Origin of the sequence: uncultured Aquimonas sp. (assembly GCF_937888285.1) — a bacterium.
Lineage (GTDB): Bacteria > Pseudomonadota > Gammaproteobacteria > Xanthomonadales > Xanthomonadaceae > Aquimonas.
In genome coordinates, this window is record NZ_CALART010000077.1 from 48,664 (window position 1) to 73,251 (window position 24,588).

At 67.9% G+C, this 24,588-nt stretch carries 16 protein-coding genes and 3 pseudogenes; 6 read left to right on the forward strand and 13 right to left on the reverse strand.

Translation table 11 applies throughout. The annotated features are described in order from the left end of the window. Nucleotides 1-50: 50 nt before the first annotated feature. The 3 genes from Q0654_RS14790 to Q0654_RS14800 all read right to left on the reverse strand — a co-directional run bounded on the left by Q0654_RS14790 (nt 51) and on the right by Q0654_RS14800 (nt 4,352). Nucleotides 51-1,220 carry a GGDEF domain-containing protein gene (locus tag Q0654_RS14790; RefSeq protein WP_298855145.1) on the reverse strand — a complete coding sequence of 390 codons (1,170 nt, stop codon included), beginning with the start codon at nt 1,218-1,220 and terminating at the stop codon, nt 51-53. Nucleotides 1,221-1,311: 91 nt separating this feature from the next. After that, nucleotides 1,312-1,803: a class I SAM-dependent methyltransferase gene (locus Q0654_RS14795; RefSeq protein WP_298855148.1), complete on the reverse strand. Its 492-nt coding sequence runs from the start codon at nt 1,801-1,803 to the stop codon at nt 1,312-1,314. Between the two features lie 179 nt (nt 1,804-1,982). Continuing rightward, entirely contained in the window at nt 1,983-4,352 is a 2,370-nt protein-coding gene (locus Q0654_RS14800) for a hypothetical protein (protein WP_298855151.1), read from the reverse strand. A gap of 171 nt (nt 4,353-4,523) precedes the next feature. Between Q0654_RS14800 and Q0654_RS14805 the strand changes: the two genes are divergently transcribed. The 5 genes and pseudogenes from Q0654_RS14805 (at nt 4,524) to pdeM (ending at nt 11,190) form a co-directional block, all read left to right on the forward strand. Continuing rightward, nucleotides 4,524-5,540 carry a ligase-associated DNA damage response exonuclease gene (locus Q0654_RS14805; protein WP_298855154.1) on the forward strand — a complete coding sequence of 339 codons (1,017 nt, stop codon included), beginning with the start codon at nt 4,524-4,526 and terminating at the stop codon, nt 5,538-5,540. Next, nucleotides 5,540-6,556, forward strand: a pseudogene (locus tag Q0654_RS14810) (ATP-dependent DNA ligase); the annotation flags it as partial. The gene Q0654_RS14805 and the pseudogene Q0654_RS14810, both read left to right, overlap by 1 nt. Before the next feature lie 543 nt (nt 6,557-7,099). Further along, a pseudogene (locus Q0654_RS14815) lies at nt 7,100-7,651 on the forward strand (ATP-dependent DNA ligase); the annotation flags it as partial. A gap of 247 nt (nt 7,652-7,898) precedes the next feature. Next, nucleotides 7,899-10,394: pseudogene (locus Q0654_RS14820) on the forward strand (ligase-associated DNA damage response DEXH box helicase); the annotation flags it as partial. Between the two features lie 76 nt (nt 10,395-10,470). Then, entirely contained in the window at nt 10,471-11,190 is a 720-nt protein-coding gene (pdeM, locus tag Q0654_RS14825; protein ID WP_298855157.1) for a ligase-associated DNA damage response endonuclease PdeM, read from the forward strand. Between the two features lie 412 nt (nt 11,191-11,602). Here the strand turns inward: pdeM and Q0654_RS14830 are convergent, their stop codons facing one another. From Q0654_RS14830 to Q0654_RS14865, 8 genes are all read right to left on the reverse strand, one after another. Beyond that, the gene (locus tag Q0654_RS14830) at nt 11,603-12,172 is read right to left on the reverse strand and encodes a GDYXXLXY domain-containing protein (protein ID WP_298855160.1); all 570 of its coding nucleotides are present in this window, start codon (nt 12,170-12,172) and stop codon (nt 11,603-11,605) included. Further along, nucleotides 12,169-13,149 carry a DUF4401 domain-containing protein gene (locus Q0654_RS14835; RefSeq protein ID WP_298855163.1) on the reverse strand — a complete coding sequence of 327 codons (981 nt, stop codon included), beginning with the start codon at nt 13,147-13,149 and terminating at the stop codon, nt 12,169-12,171. Before Q0654_RS14835 ends, Q0654_RS14830 begins: the two co-directional genes overlap by 4 nt. Then, a complete protein-coding gene (locus Q0654_RS14840) occupies nt 13,139-14,161 on the reverse strand; it encodes a DUF2157 domain-containing protein (protein WP_298855166.1) in 1,023 nt (340 codons plus the stop codon). The genes Q0654_RS14835 and Q0654_RS14840 overlap by 11 nt, the downstream gene beginning before the upstream one ends. Nucleotides 14,162-14,305: 144 nt before the next feature. Further along, nucleotides 14,306-14,980, reverse strand: a complete 675-nt coding sequence (gene msrA / locus Q0654_RS14845; protein WP_298855168.1) for a peptide-methionine (S)-S-oxide reductase MsrA — start codon at nt 14,978-14,980, stop codon at nt 14,306-14,308. Next, entirely contained in the window at nt 14,977-15,510 is a 534-nt protein-coding gene (gene msrB / locus Q0654_RS14850) for a peptide-methionine (R)-S-oxide reductase MsrB (protein WP_298855170.1), read from the reverse strand. Before msrB ends, msrA begins: the two co-directional genes overlap by 4 nt. A gap of 181 nt (nt 15,511-15,691) precedes the next feature. Further along, a complete protein-coding gene (locus Q0654_RS14855) occupies nt 15,692-16,681 on the reverse strand; it encodes an AAA family ATPase (RefSeq protein ID WP_298855171.1) in 990 nt (329 codons plus the stop codon). Then, nucleotides 16,678-17,862 (reverse strand): ATP-binding protein, encoded by a 1,185-nt coding sequence (locus Q0654_RS14860; protein ID WP_298855173.1) that lies wholly within the window; start codon nt 17,860-17,862, stop codon nt 16,678-16,680. Before Q0654_RS14860 ends, Q0654_RS14855 begins: the two co-directional genes overlap by 4 nt. A gap of 102 nt (nt 17,863-17,964) precedes the next feature. Continuing rightward, nucleotides 17,965-18,108, reverse strand: a complete 144-nt coding sequence (locus tag Q0654_RS14865) for a hypothetical protein (protein ID WP_298855175.1) — start codon at nt 18,106-18,108, stop codon at nt 17,965-17,967. Between the two features lie 232 nt (nt 18,109-18,340). Here Q0654_RS14865 and Q0654_RS14870 point away from each other — a divergent pair, with 232 nt between their 5' ends. Beyond that, on the forward strand, nt 18,341-19,591 hold the full coding sequence (locus Q0654_RS14870) for an IS4 family transposase (RefSeq protein ID WP_298855177.1): 1,251 nt from the start codon (nt 18,341-18,343) through the stop codon (nt 19,589-19,591). Nucleotides 19,592-19,604: 13 nt separating this feature from the next. Here Q0654_RS14870 and Q0654_RS14875 read toward each other — a convergent pair whose 3' ends face one another. Continuing rightward, the gene (locus Q0654_RS14875; protein WP_298855180.1) at nt 19,605-20,219 is read right to left on the reverse strand and encodes a transposase; all 615 of its coding nucleotides are present in this window, start codon (nt 20,217-20,219) and stop codon (nt 19,605-19,607) included. A gap of 419 nt (nt 20,220-20,638) precedes the next feature. Continuing rightward, on the reverse strand, nt 20,639-24,010 hold the full coding sequence (locus Q0654_RS14880) for an RHS repeat-associated core domain-containing protein (protein WP_298855183.1): 3,372 nt from the start codon (nt 24,008-24,010) through the stop codon (nt 20,639-20,641). Nucleotides 24,011-24,588 lie beyond the last annotated feature (578 nt).

Below are 24,588 nucleotides of genomic sequence, written 5' to 3' on the forward strand. Positions count from 1 at the left end.
GGGCGCTCGCGCGGTCAGGGCCTTCGGTCCACGTCGGTTTCCGCGCCCGCCTACGCAGCGGCGCCCGTCCCCAGCCCATCCACCACCCTGTTGCGGCCCTGCGCCTTGGCCGCGTACAGGTGCCGGTCGGCCGCCTCCATCAGCAGCTCGGGCGTGCCTTCGCCCGCCAATGAAGCCACCACGCCGATCGAGACGCTGATCGGGTGGTGCTCGCCCTCGATCAGCACCGGCGCCTCGGCGATCCGCCGGCGGATGCGCTCGGCAACCTCGCGCGCGGCATCGCCCTCGCAGCCCGGCAGCAGCACGCCGAACTCCTCGCCGCCCAGGCGGGCGAGGCTGTCCTCGGGGCGCAGCGCCGCGTTGATGCGGCGGCAGACCTCGACCAAGACCAGATCACCGCCCGCGTGACCGGCTGCGTCATTGATGCGCTTGAAATGGTCGACGTCGAGCATCAGCAGCGCCAGTGGGCTGTGATGGCGGCGCGCGCCGGCCAGCGCGCGGTGCACGGCTTCCAGAAAGGCGCGGCGGTTCGGCACCCCGGTGAGCCCGTCGCTGAGGCTGCTGGTCAGCAGGCGCTGACCCAGTCGCTCACCGCAGGCGAGCACGAAGGCGAAGGAGCCGAGCACCGGCCCGATCGAACTGAGCACGAACAGCCAGGCCCGCGGTGCGCTGGTGAATCCCGCGGGTGCGCCGGAGCGCAGGCCCGAGAACAGCAGGCCGAGCCGCACCAGCGCGACGACGGCGAGCAGCGACAGCACCGCCACCAGCAGCCAACGTCCGACCGAGCGCGGCGGCGTGTCGATCTGCAGCGCCTGCCACGCACCGCCGAGATACAGCCCGGCGAACAGGGTCGACATCAGCAGCACGCTGAGCGGATAGGCCTCGACCTGCAGCAGTCCCAGCCCGGCCAGGCCGATCAACACATAGGGCCAGCGCAGGCGGCGGCTCTCACCACGATACAGACGCAGCGCATGCAGCCACTCGGCGATGCCCAGCCCGGCCAGCGCCGTCAGCACGGCGGTGAGGGCGTGCGGCTCCCAGCCGACAAAGAACAGAACGTCGCTGGCAACGATCAGGGCGGTACCCAGCAACCAGGCCCGCTGGCTGGCGCCGAACTCGCTGGCCAGGCGCAGCAGGGCTGGCGTGAGACAGGCCAGGCTGAACAGGCTGGCGACAACCATGGCCAGCGAGAGCGACTGCAGATGGTAGTGCGCGTCCATGGCGAGCTCCGGAGCGGGTGATTGCCACGCCTCCCACTGCAGAAGCAACTTGCGTGCCCACCGCGACGGACACGCCATGATCAGCGTGCGATCAATCCGGCGGAGCGCGCATCAGCACCACGTTCGCCACCGGGCTTTCGAACGCGAGACCCAGCCACTCGGCGATCCAGCGCAGGCTGTGCTCGCGGTAGAAGCTGACGTGGGTCGGATCGTGCACGTAGCGCCATTGTTCAAACGGATGGCCATCGCGCCGCCACTGCGTCATCAGCGCCAGCCAGCCGCCGGGGGCAAGCAGGGCGCGCAGGCGCAGAAACTCCGCGTGCGGATAGGTGAAGTGCTCGGCCACTTCGGTGCAGGTGACGAAGTCGTAGCGCTGCTGCAGAAGGGCCACGTCCCTGGCGAACTCGGGGTCATAGCCGCGGCAGTCGAAGCCGCGCTCGCGCAGCATCGCCACCAGCGCCGGGCCGGGCCCGCAGCCGTAGTCGAGGCCGCGCGCCGCGGGCGCAAGGCGCTCGCACAGCGGCGCCGCCAGACGATCCAGGAAGCCGCGATAGCCGGGATCACCGGGCAGGTTCTGGTGCAACGCGTATTCGGCACGTGCGGCGGATGGCGTCGGCCAGTCCGCTGGCCGCATGAAGGAGAGGCCGCAGCGCACGCACTCTGCATACGCGCGACCGCGGACAGGCGGCAGCGCCGCCAGCGCATGCGACAGACACAGGGGGCAGGTCGCGTTTGGCCAGGCAGCCGATGGGCCGGACACGCTCATCCGCCCGCGCGCGCGGCGCGCTGTGCCAAGGCTCGCCAGTCATGGGCGCCGGCCTGCTCAGCGGGAACCCGCAGGCCGCCAGCCTCCACCAGCGCGACCCGCGCGTAGCGGGCGAGCAACGAATCCAGAGGAATCACGCCGCTGCGCCGCGGCGTGCCGGCGGTCCACCATGGATGCTCGCACCACTCGTAGCGCGCCACACCCGCGTGGAAGCCGAGAAAAAAGGGCATTCCGGGCAGCGCGCTGGGGCCCTGATCGTCGGGATGCGGACGATGCAGGATCGAGTTCTCCGAATCGATCAGCCAAGGGGTCCAGGTCGGCCGACTGGCGTCGGGCGCATGCACCAGCAGCAGCCAGCGGCCGTCGGCGGACCACACCATGGCCGGGCTCAATCCAGCACAGCCGAGCCCACCGCGGGTGCAGGCGACTGCACCGAAGCGCGCATCCTGGGGACGCACGCCGGCATCGTCGTAGCGGCCGCGCGCGGCTTCGAGATAGGCCCAGTTGTCCATCGGCCCCGGGTACAGCAGATCGAATGCCGCCAGCGGTGAAGGCGACACACGCACCCGCACGTGCCGCGGCACCGGTCCGAGCAGCCGCTGACCGTCCGCACCGACTTCATAGCGGTCACAGCCGAAACGGAGCCAGCTGTTGCGGCGCGGCTGCAGGAAGGCGGGACCCTGCGCAGCAGCGGGTACCGCCTGCTGCAGCGGGCCTCCGGGCGTTCGCACCCGGCCCAGCACGCGACGCACCTGCAGCCTGCCCTCGCGCATCGCAATGGGCCGCAGGTCGAAGCCGCGCGCGGAGCCGGCGAGCACCATGCGGCTGGAGGTATCGACCACGATGCAGGTGTCCGGTACTGCGCCTCCGGCAGCGGCGGCCTGCAGCACGAGATGGCGGCCGTCGTCGGACCACAGATGGACCAGGGCCAGCGGACTGAAGGGCAGCAACTCGCCGTCCAGGCGACAGCGCCAGCAGCGCTCGGCCTGGCGCTGGAACACGGCGACATGGCCGCCCGGGCCCAGACTCTCGACCTCAGCGCGACTTTCGCTGTCGGTGAGATCGTCCAGCGGCAGCCACAGGAGGGACTCGCCGGGCACCACAGCATCGACGCAGCTGACCGCGCCGTCCGGTAGCGCTTCCGCCCAGACCACGCTGCCGCCGAAGCGCTGCCCGAGTTCGCCGCTGGCCGCGTCCCAGTGCTGCGGATAGTTCGCCGCAGGATGCGCCTGCTTCAGCTCGATGCCGATGCGCTGCAGGTCCAATACGCGCACGCGTCCAAGGGTCAGCGCGGGATGGCCATGCGGCGCATCCCAACGCAGCGGCACGCGCCGCGGCGCAAGGCCGTCCTCGTGCAGCCACGCGCCGCCGCCGTCATCCGGCACCAGCAGCAGGGCGCCCCCGTCGGCGCGCCAGACGGCCGAGTCGGGTCCGGCCACGGTGAACGGCAGGCGGTCGCGGTCGAGACGGACCTCATAGCGTGGCGACAGCGCATACGCCGCCGGATTCAGCGCTTCCGCCACGCGCGCAGAATCGCGCTGGGCGATAAAGGCCAGACGCGGCCGGCCGAGAGGGTCGGGAATCTCGATGCGCTCCGGCCCCGCCCGCTGGCAGTCGTCTTCGCTGAGCCACAGCCCGAACCTCAGCAGCAGGGGCTCGTCCACATCGGCCAGGCTTCGCCAGTGCTCGATCGCCTTGGGCCAGCGCTCACTCGCCTCGACGGTGGACCACAGCTCGGCGCCGTCCTGCCAGACATAGCGCCTTGAGGCCTGTCGATCCAGCGCCACCACGCCGCCGTTGCGCAGGCTGCGGGCCACCAGCCAGCGACCGTCACGCGAAACGTGCAGGCTGCGGTCCCGACCTTCGAGCACGTGGCCGTCCTCGAACACCCAGGTGCAGCCCTGCGGCTGCGAGGAACGCGGCTTGGCGCCGGGCACCATGCGGAAGCGCAGGCCGCTGCCGGGCAGACGTGACCACACGTGGCCACCGGGGCCGCTCAGCGCATGCTCGCTGGTGAAGGGATAGCGCGCCGCCAGCTCTGGCGCGGGCCGCAGCATCCAGCCGAACACGCGGCTGTGCAGGACGAAGCCGAGCAGTGCGGCGCACAGGCCCAGCACCACGGCCAGCCAGAGCCCGAGGATCGGCAGGGCCCAGGCCGTCAGGCTCGCGGCCAGGGCGAGCGGCATCAGTCCAGACAGTGCCCGCGGAAAATGCGGCGCGCGTCGATGGCCGCGCCGCTCGATTGCGAAACTCAGCGCGAAGGCCCCCAGGGCGCCCAGCCAGATCAATGCCACCAGCCAGGGCGGCAGGAAGGCCACGCCCACGCACAGCAGCACGGCCAACAGCGTTTCCAGCAGTGCAGGCATGCCGACGTGCGTGGGGAGGAGAGAGGCCGCGAGTGTACCTAGGCGCCGCGAAAAAGTGTGATGCAGTGCTCATCGAGAACACTACATCCGCCTGCGCTGACGGAGCCGCGTCGACCGCCACCGGAGCAACGCTTGCCGCGGGCTACACGCGCGCTGCCGCAGGCTTCACGCATGTCTCGACGCGGCCAAGGCGCCCTGATCCAGCTCAGCCCCTCCGGCCTCTACTGCCCGGCCGGGGACTTCCACATCGACCCCTGGCGCCCCGTGCCGCGGGCGGTGATCACGCACGCCCACAGCGACCACGCCCGCGCCGGCAGCGCGCTCTACTTCGCCCACATCGACAGCCTGCCCCTGCTGCGCTGGCGCCTGGGCGAGGACGCGAACCTGCAGCCGGTCGCCTATGGCGAACGCTTCCGCCTCGGCGACGCCGAGGTCAGCCTGCATCCCGCCGGCCACGTGCTGGGGTCGGCGCAGGTGCGGATCGAGCACGGCGGCGAGGTCTGGGTCATCTCCGGCGACTACAAGCGCGACCCCGACCCGACCTGCGCGGGTTTCGAAGTGGTGCCCTGCGACACCTTCATCACCGAGGCCACCTTCGCCCTGCCCGTCTACCGCTGGCGCCCGACCCGCGACGTCGCCGCAGAAGTGCTGGCCTGGTGGGACGCCTGCGCGGCGCGCGGCGAGACCGCCGTGCTGGGCTGCTACGCGCTGGGCAAGGCGCAGCGTCTGCTCGCCGAGATCGGCGCGCTGGAAGGTTCGCGCGGCCGACGCATCCTGCTGCATGGGGCGATGGCGCCGGCGGTGGAGATCTATCGCGAGGCCGGCATCGCCCTGCCGCCGACCGAAGCCGTCAGCGAGCAGGCGCGCGGCAAGGATCTCGCCGGCGAACTGGTGCTGGCGCCACCGTCCGCGCTCGGCACGCCGTGGATGCGCCGCTTCCGCCAGGTGTCCACCGGCTTTGCGTCCGGCTGGATGCGCCTGCGCGGCAATCGCCGCCGGCGCGGCTTCGATCGCGGCTTCGTGCTGAGCGACCACGCCGACTGGCCGGGCCTGATCGACACGGTGCTCGCCACCGGCGCCCGCCGCGTGCTGGCCACCCACGGCAGCACCGACGTGTTCGTGCGCTACTTGAACGAACGCGGCGTCGAAGCGGCCGCGCTGGCCACCGAGCTGGGCGGCGAGAACTGATGCGCGCCTTCGCCGGGCTCTATCGCGAGATCGAGGGCAGCACCTCGCTGAAGCGCAAGCGCGAGGCGCTGGTCGCCTACTTCCAGCGCGCCCCGCAGGCCGACGCCGCCTGGGCCCTGCACTTCCTGCTCGGCCGAAAACTCGCGCGTATCGCCAGCAGCGGCGAGCTACGGGCGTGGGTGTGCGACGCGAGCGGACTCGCGCCCTGGCTGGTCGAGGACAGCTATGCCCACGTCGGCGATCTCGCCGAAACGCTCAGCCTGCTGCTGCCCGAGCCCACGACTGCCCCCCGGGAGCGCGCGCTGTCGAGCTGGGTCGAGGACGTGCTGCTGCCCCTGCGCGGCGCGCCGGCCGAGACGCGACAGCGCGCGCTCAGCGCCGCCTGGGCCGAGTTGCGCGAGCTGGAGCGCCTGGTCTTCAACAAGCTGCTGACCGGCGCGCTGCGGATCGGCGTGTCCGCCGGCCTGGTCCAGCAGGCGCTGGCGCAGATCGCTGGCGTCAATGCGGCGCTGATCGCCCAGCGTCTGCTCGGCGACTGGACGCCCGCGGCAGAGTTCATGGCACGCGTGCTCGCACCCGCCGGCGCCGACGCCGTCGCCATCCAGCCCTTCCAGCTCGCCTCGCCGCTGGAAGATCCGCCCGAGGCGCTGGGCGCGATCGAAGACTGGCAGCTCGAATGGAAGTGGGACGGCATCCGCGCCCAGCTGCTGCGGACGGCCGACGGCGTGGTGTTCTGGTCGCGCGGCGAAGAGCGCCTCGACGGCCGCTTCCCCGAACTCGAAGCCGCCGCCCTGCGTCTGCCCGAGGGCTGCCTGCTCGATGGCGAGATCCTCGCCTGGAAAGACGGCGCTCCCCTGCCCTTCGTGCAGCTGCAGAAGCGCATCAACCGGCTGAAGCCCGGGCCCAGACTGCTGGCCGAATGCCCGCTGCGCTTCCTCGCCTATGACGCGCTGTTCGTGCGCGGGGAAGATCTGCGGGGGTCGCCGCTTTCGCAGCGGCGATCCGCGCTTGAAGCCCTGCTGATTGAGAGCCTCTCAGCCCCGCATTGCGGGCCAGGTGTTCTCGAAGAAACATGGGTTCGTCATCCCCGCGAAGGCGGGGATCCAGACCTCTCGCGACCGAGGCCACTACTCTTGGACCCCGTCCCCGCCTTCGCGAGGACAGGCTCTTCGCGGGGGCGACGAATACCGGGGTCGCCAGAGTCGTCTTCGACCGCCCATCCCTGCAACGTGGCAGTGAGAGCACTCCAATACGATCAATCGCTCAGGGTTCTGTTTCTTGAGAGCCCGACGGGATCGAGCCCCGGTGAGAACCCGCAGGTGCAAGCCGCCGCCCCGAGCGTCGGCGCACGGCGTAGTGCCCGCGCGACGGCGCAGGTGCGAGCAAGCGTCGAGAGCTCAGCTGATCTGCCGACACCGGGCGTTTCGGCACAGGCAAGTGCTCCAGTCTCGAACGACATCAGCGCAGCCACGGTTGAGGGCGCGCTCCTCCCGGAAACACACGAGTCCCCAGACAGTGTCTTCGGAGGCCGCTTGCCGACGCTTGGCATTTCACAGCGGATCGATGTGCGGGACTGGACTGCAGCCGAGGCCCTGCGCGCCAGCGCCCGCGAGCGCGGCGTCGAGGGCCTGATGCTCAAGCTCGCCGACAGCCCCTGGCAGCCCGGCCGCAAGCGCGGCGCCTGGTGGAAATGGAAGCTGGACCCGCTGAGCATCGACGCGGTGCTGATCTACGCCCAGGCCGGCCACGGCCGCCGCGCGACGCTCTACACCGACTACACCTTCGCCCTGTGGGACGGTGAGCAGCTGCTGCCGATCGCCAAGGCCTACTCCGGACTAGACGACGCCGAGATCCTGCGCCTCGACCGCTGGATCCGCGCCAACACGCTGGAGCGCTTCGGACCCGTGCGATCGGTCAAGGCCGAGCTAGTGTTCGAGCTGGGCTTCGAGGGCGTCAACCTGTCGTCCCGCCACAAATCGGGCGTCGCCCTGCGCTTTCCGCGCATCCTGCGCTGGCGCGAGGACAAGCTTGCGCGCGAGGCGGACCAGCTCAGCGCGCTTCGTCGCCTGGCAGAACGATTGGCGCGGGCGCCTGCCGGGCCAGTCGAATGACATCGAAGCCCACAAGGTGGGCCCTGGCCCACCTCACCCGCATAGGGTGGGCCCTGGCCCACCTCACCCGTATAGGGTGGGCCCTGGCCCACCATGAGCTCCACGCTCGCCTCGGTCACGCAAGGCAGCAACGCTTGCGCGCGCCACCGATGTGCCGCATGCAAACGTCCCAACAAGGTCAAGGCCATGGTGGGCCGGGGCCCACCCTATGGGGTTCCGCAGGGACCACCCGATGGAGCTCCGGCTGATGCCTCGCACGAGGGCCCCGTCCACTAGGGAACGCGCACCCGAAGCGTTCTCCCCGCACGTCGCCGAAGCACGCCTCGAAGCCTTCTTCGCCTCCCGCGGCTGGCACGTCCAGAGCTTCCAGCGCGAGCTCTGGCGCGCGTGGGAAGCCGGCGAATCCGGCCTGCTGCTGGCCCCCACCGGCAGCGGCAAAACGCTGGCCGTGTTCGGCGGCGCGCTGATCGAAGCGCTGCGCAATCCCTTGCCCAAACCCCGCCTGCGCTGGCTGTGGATCACCCCGCTGCGCGCGCTGGCCGCCGATACGCGCGAGGCGCTCGGCAACGCATCGAAAGGCGTCGGCCTCGACCTGCGCATCGAGCTGCGCACCGGCGACTCCGGCAGCGGCGCACGCGCCCGCGCGCGCCGCGGGGACTGCGATGTGCTGATCACCACGCCCGAAAGCCTGGCCCTGCTGCTGAGCTATGCCGACACCGCCGAGGTGCTCGCCGGCCTGTCCGCGGTCGTCGTCGACGAATGGCACGAGCTGTTGGGCAGCAAGCGCGGCGTGCTGCTGGAGCTCTGCCTCGCCCGCCTGCAGGCCTTGAATCCGAAGCTGCGCCGCTGGGGCCTGTCGGCCACGCTCGGCAATGCCTTTGAGGCCCTGCGCACGTTCTGCCCGCAGTCGCCCGACGCACAACTTCTGCGGGTGTCCGCGCAGGCGCTCAAGCAGCCCCCACCGCAGATCGACACCGTGCTGCCGCGCGAGGGCCGGCGCTTTCCCTTCGCCGGCCATCTCGGGCTGTCCCAGCTGGATGAGGTGCTGCCGCGGATCTTCGCTGCGCGCTCCAGCCTGCTGTTCACCAACACCCGCGCCCAGGCCGAGCTGTGGCACCGCGCGCTGTCCGCGGTGTGGCTGGAAGAGGACTCGACGCTCGCACTGCACCACGGCTCGCTCGACCGTTCGATCCGCGAACAGGTCGAGGATGGCCTGCGCGCGCAGCGCCTGCGCTGCGTGGTGGCGACATCGAGTCTGGACCTCGGCGTCGATTTCCCCGCGGTCGATCAGGTGATCCAGGTCGGCAGCCCCAAGGGCCTCGCCCGCCTGCTGCAGCGCGCCGGCCGCGCCGGGCACGCGCCGGGCCTGCAGTCGCGACTGCTGTGCGTGCCCACGCACGGGCTGGAGCTGGTCGAGTTCGCCGCCGCGCGCCGCGCGCTTCAGCGCGGCGAACTCGAAGCGCGACGGCCGCTGAGGCACTGCCTCGACGTGCTGGCCCAGCATCTGGTCACCCTGGCTGCGGGCGGTGGCTTCGCCCCCGATGCAGCATTTGCCGAGGTGCGCTCGACCGCGGCTTTCGCCGACCTCGAACGCAGCGGCTTCGATGCGGTGCTGGACTTCATCGAGCGCGGCGGCAGCGCTCTGCAGCAGTACCCCGAGTTCCGCCGCGTCGAGCGTGAGGAAGGCGACCTGCGCGTGCTGCGCGAGCCGCGCCAGACCCTGCGCCATCGGCTATCGATCGGCACCATCACCAGCGACGGCGCGCTGCGGGTGAAGTACGTCAGTGGCGGCGATCTCGGCGCGGTCGAGGAGAGCTTCATCGGCCGCCTGAACCCCGGCGAGGTTTTCCTGTTCGCCGGCAAGCTGCTGGAGCTGGTTCGGCTCAAGGACATGACCGCCTTCGTGCGTGCGGCCAGCGGGGCGCGCGGCAGCGTGCCGCGCTGGATGGGCGGGCGTATGCCGCTGTCGACCCTGCTCGGCGCGGAAGTGCGCGCACTGCTGGCCGACGAAGCTGACGCCAGCGCCGAAACGCAGGCCGCGCGGCCGATGCTGGCCCTGCAGTCGCGGCTGTCCGCCCTGCCCAGGCCCGATGCGCTGCTGATCGAAGTGATCCCCGAACGCGGCGGCCTGCTGCTGGCGCTGTACCCCTTCGCCGGTCGACGGGTGCATGAAGGCCTGGCCGCGCTGCTGGCCGCTCGCTATGCGCAACAGCGCGCGGCCAGCGTGCGCTTCGCCGCCAACGACTACGGCCTGCTGCTGGGCATCGCCCCACGCGCCGACATCGACGAAGCGCTGCTGCGCGCACTGCTGTCGCGAGAGCATCTCGAACGCGACGTGCGTGCCTCGCTCAATCTCGCCGAGCTGGCCAAACGCCAGTTCCGCGACATCGCCCGCATCGCTGGCCTGCTGCCGCCGAATCAACCCGGCCGTGCCGCCCGCTCGATGCGCCAGCTGCAGGCTTCCAGCAGCCTGATCTACGAGGTGCTGCGCCAGTTCGACCCCGAGCACCTCCTGCTCCAGCTCGCTGAACGCGAGGTGCTGGAGGGCGAACTCGCCCTGCCCCAGCTCGGCGCCCTGCTGGAACGCATCGCCGGTGAACGTCTGCAGCTGTACCGGCCCGACACGCTGACGCCGCTGTCGTTCCCGCTCTGGGCCGAGACCCAGAAGGGTGCGCTCAGCAGTGAGGACTGGCGCACCCGCATCGAACGCGCCGCGGATGCGCTGGAGGCGCGCGCCAATCGGACTGCGCGCGGTCGCCGCACCCGCCGCACCGAACCGGCGGCGGCGGCAGCGGCGACGACCGAGGAGAGCGGGACGGATGTGCGCTGACACCGCAAACGCGCCGCGTGACGCCTCGCACCCCGCGCCGCTGGAACTCGTCGGTCTCACGCTGCAGCTGCTGCCTGAGCGCGCGGTGTTCGTGCCCGCGCTCAAGTCCCTGCTGCTGGCCGATCTGCATCTCGGCAAGGGCGATGCCTTCCGCCGCGCCGGCATCGCACTGCCCGCCGGCGGCACCGCACAGGATCTCGCGCGTCTGTCCGCGCTGATCGAACGCCATCAGCCCGAGCGGGTGATCGTGCTGGGCGATCTGATCCATGGCCCGCTGCCATCCGATGCGCATTGGCGCCAGCAGTGGCGCGATTTCCTCGATCGCCATGCAGGCCTTCGTTTCGCTGCGGTGCTGGGCAACCACGATCGCGCACTGCGCGGCGCTGTCGACTTCGAGGGCATGCAGCTGCTGGCAGAAGGCACACCGGTCGGCCCTCTGCGGTTGCACCACGAGCCGCCTGACGAGGGTGCCGGGGCCGCCGCTTCGACGCCTCAGGCGCTGGTGCTCTGCGGCCATCTGCATCCCGTTCTGCGCCTGCGCCAGCCCGGCCTGCCTCCGCGGCTGCCGGCCTTCTGGCTGCACGGCCAGCGCCTGATGCTGCCGGCTTTCGGCGCCTTCACCGGCGGCTACGCCCTGCAGCCCATGTCGCAGGATCGGCTGTGGCTGTGCGCAGGCGATGCGGTGTTGCCGCTGGGCGGTTCGGGCTGAGGTTCGGACCGCGCAGGCTCGCTGGGCGCGGGCGTGCGGGTCAGCGCCATGGCCGATCGCCCAGGCGGGGGAGTGCGTCGAGCATCAAGGCCATGGTGGGCCAGGGCCCACCCTATGCAAGCTTCGCTTCGCTCCCCCGCTGCCTGGGTCCACCCTATGCACGCTTCGCTCCCCTTGTGGGAGAGGGGCCGGGGGAGAGGGGGTGGGGCTTACCGCGAGGATTCTCTTCGACGACCGCAGGCCACGCTACAGCCGCTTGCCCCTCTCATCCGCCAGCGCCACCAGCACCGCCTCGCCGCTGCCTGCGTCCATCCTATGCCTGCTTCGCTCCCCTCTCCCCTTGTGGGAGAGGGGCCGGGGGAGAGGGGGTGGGGCTTGCCGCGAGGTTTCTCTTCGACGAATGCAGGCCACGCTACAGCCGCTTGCCCGCCTCATCCGCGAGCGCCACCAGCACCGCTTCGCCGCTGCCTGGGTCCACCCGGAACACGCCGAATCGCGCCGGATTGAATCGCTCGGCCTCGCCCTCCTCGAAAAAGAAGGCATTGGTGCCCAGCCACACGCGGCCGTGGCGCAGGCGGTAGCGCAGCACCAGCTCGGGCTCTGGAGTGTTCCAGTCCAGAGCGACCACGCCGCGTGCATCGAGCGTGACCGGCGCCCGACCGAAGGCACCTTCGTACTGCGCGCCCTCAGGGTCCGACGGCGCTGCGCCCAGCGCGCGTTCGTGTTCGATCTGGTCCGCCAGCGCAAAGCGCAGCGCCATGTAGTCGCCCTGCATCAGCGAGCGCGGGTCGAGCGGCGCCAGCGGCACCAGCACTTCGCGCCCCTGCTCGATGATCCAGGCCTTGCCGGCCCAGGCCCAGTTGAGGGCACCCAGCACCAGCAGGGCCCCGAGCAGGGTCCAGCCGCGAGCCCGCATGCTCTCGCGTGTCGCCGGTTTGTCCACGGCGCGAGGCGCTGAGTCGGCTTCGGTTTCGATGCTCATCGCCTGTCCTCGCGCAGCCAGTACGCCAGCCCCAGCAAGCCCGCCCCCATCAGCAGCATCCACACCGACTTGGCCAGCAGGCTCACGCCCAGTGCGAAGTAGAAGTGCGCGACATGCACCAGCATCCCGGCAAGACACAGCGCCAGCAGCGCGCGCATGCGCTGCTGGAAGGCCACTGCCGCGGCAACGCCGGCCGCGATCAGCGACAGCAGCGGCCACAGCGCCAGCCAGTCGCGACTGCCGTCGCTCTCGCGGATGAAGACGCCGGCCAGCGGATCCGCCAGCGGCGTGGCAAAGGCCAGGGCCACGCACAGGCCGATGAGCGCAGCGCGCAGCAGCGGGCTCCAGTGCGTCGCCATCCAGCGCGCCTCGCTGCGCGCGATCCACAGCAGGGCCGCGAGCATGGGGCCCCAGCACAGCAGCCAGATCAGCAGTGCTTCGCCCAGGGCGGGACGCGCTTCTTCCATGCGGTACCAGCGCCAGGGCTCACCCAGCAGGCTCCAGCGCAGGAACAGCGCCCAGGCCGCGCAGGCCGCCACGACGTTGAGCACCCGCGCCGCCGGTCGCGGCGCCACTGTCGCCACGCCAGCGAACAGAATCGCGCTGGCCAGCAAGGTTGGCTCGGCTTCTTCGAAGGCCATGCCAATGGCTGCCACCGCCGCGCATTCGCCGGCGATCAGCAGGGCCAGACCGAGCTGCCAGGGAAACACACCCAGGCCCTGCACCCGAAGAAACAGCAGGCCGGGCACGCCCCAGAACAGGGCCAGCGGCAGGAAGGCCTCACTGCCGCTCAGGTTCCAGACCAGCGCCGTGGTCAGCATCAGCAGCAGGCCGGCGAACCAGGCCGCGGCGCCGAGCATCAGGCCGAGGTACCAGGCCTGCTCCGGCTCGGCGGCCGGCACCGCGCCCTGTGCGCGGCCCTGCGCCACCAGCCCCTGCCAGAGCCGCTCGCGCTCCGACACCGTCTCAGGCTTCATGGCTGTCGCCCTCCCAGCGCCTCACCAGGGGCACCAGCACCACGCCGGCAGCGCCAGAGGCCACCACCACCCACAGCGGCAGCAGCAGCAAGGACAGCTCCTGCGCGCCGCTAGGGATGATCTCCATCAGCACCGCCAGCCCCAGCACCACCGCACTGGCGGCCAGCGCCACCGGGCCCAGGGCCTCGCGCCGGAAGCGCAAGCAGAAGGCGCCGACCGCCACCGCCGAGACCAGGAACAGGGGCAGCACCATCGTCGCCTGCCGGTGGCTGTCGAGGATGGCGACGAAGGCCGCGAGCGTGCCGTAGCCGAGGCCCGCCAACAGCAGCAGGCGACGCAGCCAGCGCGGCAGCAGCAGCTCCAGGGCCGGATCGCGCATCGCTTGCCATTCCGCCGCGCCCCACAGCAGCAGATTCGGCAACATCGCGATCAGCATGCGCAGGGCCCAGCTGCGCTCGTCGAAGCCGAGCAGCATCCACAGCGGATGCTGGGCCGGCACCACTCCGCAGAACAGCGCCAGCGCGACATTGCCGACCAGCAGCCAGGCCGCGGTGACCGGCGACCAGCGCGCCGCGAACACCAGGGGCAGGCCCAGCAGGGTCCAGAGCACGAACAGCTCGTACACATCGGCGCCGGTCTGGAAGGTTTGGCCGAACAGGGCGAACAGGGCGCCCGCGCCGATGAAGGCCAGCAGCAAGGCGGAGCGACCGAGGACCTGCGGTGGCGGCCGCCACAGCGCCGCCGCGATCGCAATCAGGAACAGGCCCTGCAGCAGCCACAGGCGGCCGCCCGGCGTCAGCGCCGACCAGTTCGCCGCAATGAAGAACACTGCGCCAAAGCCCAGCGCCAGAACGCCCGCGATGCCGGCGAAGCGCTGCAGCGTCTGTCGCCACTCGACGGCGGTGGGCAGGGCGCGCGCATCGTCGAGAAGCTGTGCGCTGCCCTGCGCATCCAGCCCCGCCGCACGCGCCAGCACATCCAGCCCGCTTCGCGACACCCGCTGCTGCGCCATGTGCACCCCGCATGAAAGTTCGCGGGCAGTGTGTTGGCGCGGCGGCGGCTCGCGCAAGTCATGGGCGACCGGCGGAGGCGAACGCCTCGCGGCCGGGCCCACGACATTGGTCGGGCTACGACACTGTCCGCGAGAACGGCCGCCCTACTCGCCCCACAGCGCCTTCAGCCGCGCATCGCGCCCGCAGCGGCTGCGGTAGTAGCTGTAGCGGATCGGATTCTTCAGATAGTAGTCCTGGTGGTAGTCCTCGGCCGGCCAGAAGCGCGCGGCCGGCAGCACCTCGGTGGCGACCTCGCGGCCGAAGCGCTTGGTCAGCTCGGCGCGGCTGGCCTCGGCCAGCGCGCGCTGGTCGTCGTCGAGCGCGAAGATGGCGCTGCGGTACTGCGGGCCGGCGTCGCAGAACTGCCGATTCACCGCCAGCGGGTCGACGTTGCGCCAGTAGGTGTTGAGCAATTGCGCGTAGCTCACCTTGGCAGGGTCGTAGCGCACCTCCACCACTTCGATATGACCGGTGCCGCCCGCGGACACCTGCTCGTAGCTCGGGTTCTCGAGAGTCCCGCCGGCATAACCGGAGGTCGTCGACAGCACGCCCTCCATCTGGTCGAAGGGCTTCTCCATGCACCAGAAGCAGCCACCGGCAAAGACCGCCACGCCGACGCTGGCGCCCTCCGGTACCGGGGGCGGCGTGTGGCTCTGCTCGCTGATCTGCACGTCGACCACGTCGGAGGCCAGCAGCGAACCGATCAGTCCGAGCTTGAGCAGGATCGCCAGCCACGGCGCCCAGTGGATGGCGGAGAAACGCGGCTCGCGGCGGCTCACGTGCGCAGCTCCGGCAGCGGCTCACCCTGCGGCACGAAGCGCAGGGCCAGGCCGTTGTTGCACCAGCGCTGGCCGGTGGGCTCGGGGCCATCATCGAAGACATGGCCCTGGTGCCCGCCGCAACGAATGCAGTGGTACTCGGTGCGCGGGTAGATCAGCTTCCAGTCGCGCTTGGTGCCCATCACCCCCGGCAGGTGGGTGAAAAAGCTCGGCCACCCGGTTCCACTTTCGTACTTGTGCGCGGCATCGAACAGCGGCAGGAAGCAGGCCGCGCAGCAGTAGGTACCGGGGCGATGCTCATTGTTCAGCGGCGAGCTGCCGGCGCGCTCGGTGGCCTCCTCGAACAGCACCGAATACGCGGCCGGGCTGAGCAGCACCTTCCACTCGGCCGGGGTCTTCTGCAGGCGCTCGATGGCGGGCCCAGCGGCCGCGTCCTCACGCGCGTTGGCACGTTCACCGCGCGTGGCCAGCCACGCAGCGGGCAGCAGCGCCGCCGCACCGAGGCCGAACAGGAAAGGTCTGCGCTTCATCCGGGCAACTCCTTGATCGATCCGACGCCCGCCGCGGCGCGAAGGCACCGCGGCTGGCAAGCGTCGAGAGTCGGACAGAGGAGGTCTTGGGGTGGTGAATGATTGCAGGGTGCGCTCGATCGATGCCGACGTGCCCGACACGTTCTCCACTGATCCGACCGGGGAGCGTTGGGCCGCGGGTTCACGTCACCGCGAAGCCGGACTCATCGGCTATGCGCTTCGCCAACTTCAAGAAGTCATCGTGGCAGAGGCGCACAGCCTCAACGTGCGCCCCGATCGCGCCATCCGCGGGCTTGAGAAAGAACATCGGCTTGTGCGCATCCATCGCCAAGGGCATAAGCGAGCGGTAGTGTTTCAGCAGCGCCAGACAATGCGGATCGGCTTCAACCATCGGCGCTTCGGTGACCTGCTCATCCAGCACGGCCTTGCGGTAAACCTGCGGGATGCGGTCCAGCCATCTCTGATAAGCCTTGACCGGACGGCTGTCACGCACACCGTGCTGCATGACCACATAGCCCAATGGCTGCATCTGCCCGGTGGGCGCATCGATGCCTGCTGAGGCAGGCAGCTCGCCCAGACGCTTCTGCCAGCCCTTGCGCCACTCACGCAGCGTCGGCCCAAGATTGCGCAGCCCCTGCAAGGAGAACAAGTCAGGAGCGAGCGGAAGCACTACCTGCTCTGCTGCGATGAGCGCGGATCGATTGATGGCGCCCAAATTGGGACCAACATCGATCAGGATGATCTCGGCCTGCATGGCTGCTGCGGCCTGTCGCATGACTCGATGGAATGCCGTCGTAACACGAAACGCAGCCGCCTGACCATCCAGGCAATTGGGCCAGTTTTCGGACAACAGATCCTCGAAACGCGACAGAGACAGGTTTCCCGGCAACAGACCCAGGTTGCCGGCAACCGCCTCTACATGCGGTGCCGCAATATCGCCGGTGCGCTCCATGAGCGGCTGCAAGCTGTCGACCACGGTGCTCTTTTCGCCATCGTCCCAGAGGGACACCAGGCGCTCATCGTCTAGAAACATCGCGGAGAGATTCGCCTGCGGGTCCAGGTCCACCACCAGCACCCGCAACCCCCTTGAGGCGTACATCCACCCAAGGTGGTACACCAGTGAAGTCTTGCCGACACCGCCCTTGTTGTTGAAGAAGGCAATGGATCTCACTTGGCTCTCCTGCGGAGGGTGACCAGAAAGACCTTGTCGTCAATCTCGAAGTCAGCAGCCGGGTTGCCGTTGTCCTGCAGGAGCTTCTGAGCGCGCTGAATCCCATAGCCGTAGCGGTTGACGAATTCCATCGACCGCATCGCCTCTGCCAGAACCGGATTCCGATAACTGTTGCGACGCTCCAGTGTTTCGCGCGTCACCTCGCCGTAGAGGCCGCCCGGACTCTGGATTTCAATCCGATCTGCGAACCAGTAGAACCGGATGGGCGTACTTGACTGGTAGTCCCGATGCATCACTGCATTGTGGAAGAGCTCACGAAGTGCCCACTCGGGGTAGTCCGGCGCCTCCTTGTCACGAAAGCCCTCACCCTGCTGCACGGAGATTGCGTTGTAGGCAACGATCTTCTGCCGCACTGTGTCCAGCACAGTGCGCAGATCACCCGACACGACGAGCGCATCATCCGGACGATCAGTCATCGTCTCGCCCGGAAACCGAAGGAACTGAACATAGGCGCCCGGAAGAAAGTAGCGCGGATTGTTCCCGAACAGAAGAATCCCGGCGACTGTAGGCACCCCGGCAGTCAGGTCAAAGCACCGCAACGAGGCCAGCTTATCCTGTGCTGTACGATGGTTTTCTTCAATGACATGGGAATCAATCGTCTGCAGCCTGTACTCGTCAAACAGACGCATTGTCAGATCAGCCAGACCTGCTTCGCGGAGTGGATGTGCGTCAAAGCTTGTCACCAGAGCGGCACGACGCTCCGACAGGATGCGTTCCTCCTGCTCATTGGCGTACCCCTTTCGCGGCCCAACGCGAATATGCACGCGCCCCTTGTAGCGAACCGGCGGCAAGGTCGAGGGCTGCACTTCGACCACAGCGAGTTCTCCCTCCGGAAAAACATACTTCTGAACCGACATCGCCGGCGGCGGCAGCACGTTGCCGTCGGACCGGATGCCCGCCAGGTTGCGCAGCAGTTCATCGCTGACGACCAGACCCGACAATGCGCCGTCGTCCTTGGCGCCAAGGATCAGGTAACCCGGCTGCCGATGGTTCGGGTAGTCGTTGGCAAAAGCACAGACTGCTTCTGAAAACTTGTCAGTGTTGCTCGTCGACGTGGTCCGCTCGATGCGATCGGACTCGAGGTCCACAAGGAGTGTCATCAACTGATCAGGTGTCAACATTCCGGGCATCCATGTGTGGTTCGTTGGCTCGCTGAGAAACGCAGGCGCGCCCTTCTCAAGCCTGCACGACGGGCCAGCGCTGGCTCACCAGTGCCGCCTTCGTCAGTGTCGTCGAGCGATCCGGCTGATCGTCGCGTAGTGCAGGCCGAAGTGTGCACCGATCTCGCCCAACGTGTAGGCGCCCGTGGCGTAAGCGCGGCGGATGGCGGCGTTGCGGTTCGCGGCTTCCGCTTCGATCTGGCGCAACGAAGGCGCGAGGCGCTGGCGGCGGGGGACTTCGGGGGCAATCCACCCAAGTTAAGCAGTTCCGCAACTGGCCTCGAGTGCGACCGCCCCGCATCTTCGATACAGCCCTCGATTCTCGCCGAAATCGCTTGACACCCCTCGCGCTTCGTGAGGCCGCCGCGCTGCTTGCGCATGCTTTTAGCGCAAGCAGCGCGGCGGCCAGTGAGGTTCGTTTTCGAACCTCAAGCGCCCCATGGACCTCACACGTCTCTTCAATGCCCTGGCCGAGCACCTCGCGTCCGATGCATTCCTCAACACCGCTCGACATCCCGAGCATCCGGCGGCCTTCTCCCGCCGCCGCAAGTTGCCCTTGACCGCGCTCGTGGCGACGCTCGTTTCGGGCATGTGCAAGAGCGTGCAGGCCGAGCTCGATGCCTTCTTCGGCAGCCTCCAGGCACAGGCCACCTTGGTTCGCCACGTCACCGCCCAGGCGTTTGCGCAGGCGCGGGCCAAGCTTGCGCCCGGCGCGCTGCCGGCGCTCAACGACCATCTGATCAAGCTCGCCGAGGACGCCGGCCTGGTGCCCCGCTGGCACGGCCTGCGACGCATCGCGGTCGATGGCTCCTGCTTGCGTCTGGCCCTGCGCGCCAGCCATGTGCCGCGCGCGGCCAGCCGCGACATGCTGGCTTTGGGCTGCTACTTGCCCGATGCCCAGCTGATGCTCGCAGCCCAGCTCTACAGTGCGGGTTATGGCGAGCGCCAGGCGCTGTTCGAGCAGTTCGATCGCTTCCGGACAGGCGACTTGCTGTTGCTCGATCGTGGCTATCCGTGCCGCTGGCTCGTCGCCGCGCTGCAGGGCAAGGCGATCGACTTCTGCATGCGTGTGGACGCCGCCCAGGGCGGCTTTGCTGCGGTTCGGGCGTTTCGCGCCTCCGGCCTCGCCGAACAGATCGTGGAGCTGCCTGCGGCGGATGCGCAGGATGTCGCCGACTTCGAGTGCCCCGCCGGGCCGCTGCGTGTGCGTCTGGTCCGCCATGTCAACGCCAACGGCAGCGTGCGCATCCTCATGACCAGCTTGATGGACACCGAGCGATTTCCCGCAGCGTTGTTTGGTGAGCTCTACCACCAACGCTGGTCCATCGAAGAGGCCTTCAAGCGGCTCAAGCATCGGCTCAGCCTGGAACAGGCGAGCGGCTTGAGCCACCTCGCCGTGCAGCAGGACTTCGCCGCCAAGGTCCTGTGCGACAACCTCGCCGCACTGACCAGCGCCGCGGCACGCAGCACCTCGCAACTGCCTGCGCATCGCCGGATCAACCGCGCCTATGCGAGGACCGCGCTCAAACCCCTGATTCCCGCCCTGTTGCTCGGGTTTGCCTCGGCGGCGATGCTGAAAGAGATCTTGAAGCTGATCGCCTCGCAGACCTACAAGCACAGGGCGGGGCTGTCCAAACCAAGACCACCGAGGCCAAAGCCGCATCCGGCTTTGAGTTTCAAGGCGTGCTGAGGGTGGGTGGGCTTTACTTCGGTGGATTGACTTCGGGGGAGACGGGCGCGACCTCGTTCGCCACCTTCGCGACGAAGTTCTCGTCGCCCAGGAAGCTCTGCGCGTGCACTTCAGGCTCGAAGACTTGGCCGACGCCTTCCGACACGAAGCGCTCGAACGCCGAACGGGCGGCGGCCCGCTCGCTGCCGAACAACGACAGCGTGCGATCCGCAGCCAAGCCAGGCAGAGGCTCCGCCTGTCCCATCACTACCGGATAGCTGCTCCAACGCCAGTCACCCGCGCCTCCGCACAGACCCGCGCGCACCGAGTTCAGCACGATGTAGCGCTGCAGCTCGGTGAGGTAGGCGTCTTTGTCCACCAGGATGGCCTTGTAGCGCCCCTGCAGCACATGCCCCACGCGGCCGTACCGGCGATTGAAGCTCTGCGAGTAGGTGCCGTTGACCTCACGCATCCCGCGCGACAGCGTGGGCTGCTCGGTTTCCACCAGCAGGTGATAGTGGTTGTCCATCAGGCAGTAGGCCCAGAGGATCCAATCGAAGCGGTCACACACCCGCGACAGGCCGTCCAGAAACCGCTGCCGATCCTCGTCGTCCCAGTAGATCCGCTCACGTGCATTGCCCCGCGCCATCACGTGATAGCAAGCACCAGCAAACTCAATGCGCTGTGGACGAGACATGCGCCGACATTACGTCGGCGCATGTGGCAAAACAAGACCTGACCCCGCATTTGAAGGCCTTTCAGCACGTAGATGCTACGAAGATAGGCCTGGCCCTGAGCTCTGCGCTTGCCTGTCTGCAGCCTCCCTCAAAGCCAAGACATAGGAATCCATGCCGTGGCGTCTTGCTCTCTCCACAAGGGCCGAGAACTGTGCCTCTAGCTCCTCTCCACTTGCGCATCTTGAAAGCGCAATAGGCAAAACATGGAAGATGTCCGAGATCTTCACGGCCGCATTCAAGGTTTCGGCCGCTCGAATCTCTAGAAGTGCAGCCCTGAGCATCCAAAGCAGCGCATTTCTAGTTACTTGCACCTGATCGACATCATTACCCATCAAAAGTCCCTATATGGCCCCAGTGGATTCTCGTCTATGTTCTTTGGCGTTTCCGGCAGCTCCTCAACTGGGATCGTTGTGTCGCTCGGCCATCCGCGAGACTTTGCTTCGTTAATGCGGGTATTTCCATCGAGAACTCGATTTCCCTTCACGGTAATCTTATCGCCTGCGGTCGGATTCTTGATTGATTCTTCAAGATCTCGATCCGAGAGCTCACCGATCTTCGGATCGTTCTGAGGATGACCAGGAGCATGAATTGTTTCAAGATCCCCAAGCTCGCGCGTCCCCGTGGACGACGGTATACGTTCATCGTCAGACCCACCAGTCACACTATCCGTATCTTGGATTTCTGTTAGCAGCCTACCGCCTGTAATCCCTACGCGAACCATGGCCGCTGTGCGCTCGATGGTTCTTTGGCAGGCGATTGGGTTCCTTAGGCACAGGCCTCCTGCAATCGTGGCCGGAATTAGAACCTTTGCGACTCTCCCATCCGGATCCGTATACGAATAAGGATTGTTGTTTGCATACCAGTATCGATTGAAGTTCCCACCCGTGCTCAGATCCACATAGACCGGATCCGGGCTGATAAAGCGCATCGCCACCGGGTCGTAGTAGCGGGCCTTCATGTAGGTGAGCCCGGTGCCGCCGTCCTCCATGTGGCCGGTGAAGGCTGGACCATTCTGATAGCTGCGGCCGATCAGTGTCGAGCCATAGGGCGCGCGGATGTCTTCATGCACCGCGCTACCGAAGGCGTTTGTCTTCTGCCGTACGCTGCCGATGACATCGGTGTGGATCGCAAGACGGCTGCCGTTGACCGCTTCGCCGATCAGCCGTCCGCCCACACGCGCGTACTTGCGAGTGGTGCCGTTGCTGCTCCGCTCCCACAGCAGGTCGCCGCCGCGGGTGTAGGCCTGATGAACCGTCTCGCCGCCACGCACCGTGCGTACGCGGTGCCCGTGGGCGTCGTAGCGGTAGCTCTCGGTGCCGCTCGCACCCCAGCTCTGGGTGCTGGTCAGGCGGTGGGCGCTGTCCCAGTGGAGGGTGAAGTGCTGATCCCGGAACTGCCGGCCGGTCATCTGGCCGCGCGCGTTGTGGGTGTAGTTGAACAGCGGCGCCGCCTCACCCGCCTGGCTGACGTTCTGCAGCCGGCCTTGACTGTCGTACGCGTAGGTGAAGTCCGCCGCGCCCATCTGGAAGCTGCGCAGGTTGTCCTGACCGTCATAGCTGAAGTACGCCAAGCCCCAGCTGTAGCCCCAAGGGCTGCGCAAGGGCGGCTGGGCTGCGCTGTCCGCCAGCGTCAGGCGATCGAGATCGTCGTAGTTCATCCACCGGCTGGCGTTCTGGTAGAAGCCGGCATTGCCGATCAGATCCGAGATTGTGCTCAGGTTGCCATTGGCATCCCATGCGTACGTCTCCGACAGCCGTGCCACGCCGGCGCTGCTGTCGCTGCGGGCGCTCGGCAGGCCGCGCGCATTCAGGCTCTGGCTGAAAGTCAGCCCGTTGCCATAGGTCAGGCCGGCCAGCGGGCCAAAGCGGTGCCAGGTGATGTTGTTCGCGTACTGGCCCATCTGCCGCGGGCGCCCGAGCCCGTCGGGGTCCAGAGCTTCCCAGCTGCTGTCCGGGTAGCCCAATTCTGACAGCGCTCCCTCACTGCTGTAGCGGTAGCCGATGGGGAAGCTGTGGCCGTCCACCTGCAGCAATTCCTCGGTGGGCAGGCGCCGCTTGTTATAGCTGTAGGTGTGGCTGATGCGGCTGCCGACTGGGCCGACGCTGGCCGTCCACAGCGCGCCGTCCGGGTGGTAGGTGAAGTTGATGTCATCGGTGCTGTCAGGATAGTCGATGCCCGTCAACTCGTCGCGATCGTTATAGGCGCGCACTACACGTTGGCTGATTGGCACCGATTCGCGATTGCAGGCCGTGGCACTGCTCAGAGCCTGACCGTCGGCCGTCCACAGGAGGCGGCTGCTGCTGTCGTAGTTCATCACCGTGGCGCCGTGCTCGGGATCGATGCGCTTGCAGAGACGCTGATGGGCGTCGTACACGAAGCGCCGCGTCACGCTGCTGTGCTGCCACCCCTGGTACAGGCCCGTGCGGGTGACCGCAGTTGGCTTGCCCCAGACATCGCGGTCGATGACCGTCGTCTGCGATATCGGTGCCTCGATGCGCACCGGCCAATCGTAGGTCGGCTCGTCGAAGGCCATGAATCGGGAGGTCGTTGCCTTGCCGCGCGCGTTGGTGTCGCGCACCTGGAAGCCGCTCAGGTACGCGCGTGAGCTGACCAGATTGCCCAGCTCGCTGCTGCGCGTCTCCACAGTCGGGCGATTGAGGGCGTCGTACTGGCGACTAATGCCGCTGCTGAGCGTGGCATAGCTGGTCGCTGGGTTTGGCAAGGCGCCAGGATAGGATTCGAAGCTGAGGTTGCCGCGCGCGTCATAAGCCTTACGGATGAAGCGTTCGCTCCCCGGCAGCGTGACGTCGCGCTCGCGCGTCAGGATCGGGCGCCACAGGGCGTCGTACCAGGTGACGTGTTCGTAGCGCCCCCGAGTGTGGCTGCGCTTCCACAAGCCATTAGGAAGCCCGTACTCATTGCCACTGGAGCGGCCCGTATAGTTGGTCGCCTCGTCACTCCAAGCTGTACTGTCGGTGTAGCGGTACTCCTTGGCGCGCACCCGCCCGCCATCGTCGTAGAGGTAGCCTGTCACACTGCCGAGCGGATCAGTGATGCTCTCAATCTCGCCACGATCATTCACATCGGCGGTCATCGAGAATCCCAAGGGCCGCGAGATCGCCTGGGGTAGGCCGCGCTTGTAGTTGCCTACGCTTGCCTTATTGACGTTAGCGGCGTCGTAGATCTCGGCCAGCAGCCCACGGTGAGCCGCAGCCGTGTGGTAAACGTAACGCGCCTGCAGAACACCGAATGCATAGACGTGAGTTGGCAAAGCTGTCGCTGGATCGAAGGTGGTCTGCGCAGGAATGGTGCTTCCCACCTGCGTGCGCTCGAGTTGCCCGAGCACCCACAGCGCCGTCTGATCGAAGTACGTCAATGATTCCGTGCGGCTGTAGCCCAGGCTGCTCGATCGGGTCACGCTCAATGGTCGAGCGAAGACATCGAACTGCGCACCGGCCCAGACAAAACTGGTGCCGTCGCGCGTCGTGGTTGCACCAACTCGGGGACGCGGCTGCTCGCTGATGAAGCCGTCCGCACGCTCGCGCAGGCTGCGCCCTCGCGGGAGAGCGTATGGCTGCCCGCTCTGCGCCAGCTGATACTCGGTGGTTTCGGTGTGCAGGATATTGGTCGGGCCGGTACCGCGCTCGACCTTGCGCAGCAGCCCCTCGTCATAGCGATAGCTGTTGCCGAAGGTGTAGCGCACCCACTCGCCGGCTGGGCCTGAAACCGTAGCGATGCTCCGACCGGCGCAGCCGTCGCTGGTGCAGACGGGATCGATCGTGGCTGGACATCGCGAAGTTGTGAAGCGCGGGCCGCGGGGATTGGGTTCGTTGTCTGCCGAGCAAGCCCAAGACACGGTTGCCCCAAAAGCGTAGTTCCAGCGCAATTCCGGCAGTGCGGGGCCCGTTACTGTCTTCTCGGAAAGCCGCCAAAGCCAAGTCGCGTGTGGTATGAGCGCAACATCGTTGTCTGGATTATTCGGCGTGTTGACCCCCGGGTCCCAGTTCAAGCAGACCCGAGCCACATTGCTGCGTCCGTGGCGCCCTTCTGCGACCGTGAACGCGCCCACCGCTCCGGAGGGGTGCGTAACTTCTCCACGGGGCGTGCCGGATCCCACTGGCGCGCCGATGGATGCACAGTCGCGCTGGCCATCACCGCTGCTGTACTGGATTTCCGCAATGGACAGGGGGCGCAGTCTCAACAGCCATCGACTGTCATCAGGCAAGCTAAGGAGCCTCTGAACTACACGACTGTTTCAGTCTTGCCAGGTTTGCAGGGCCA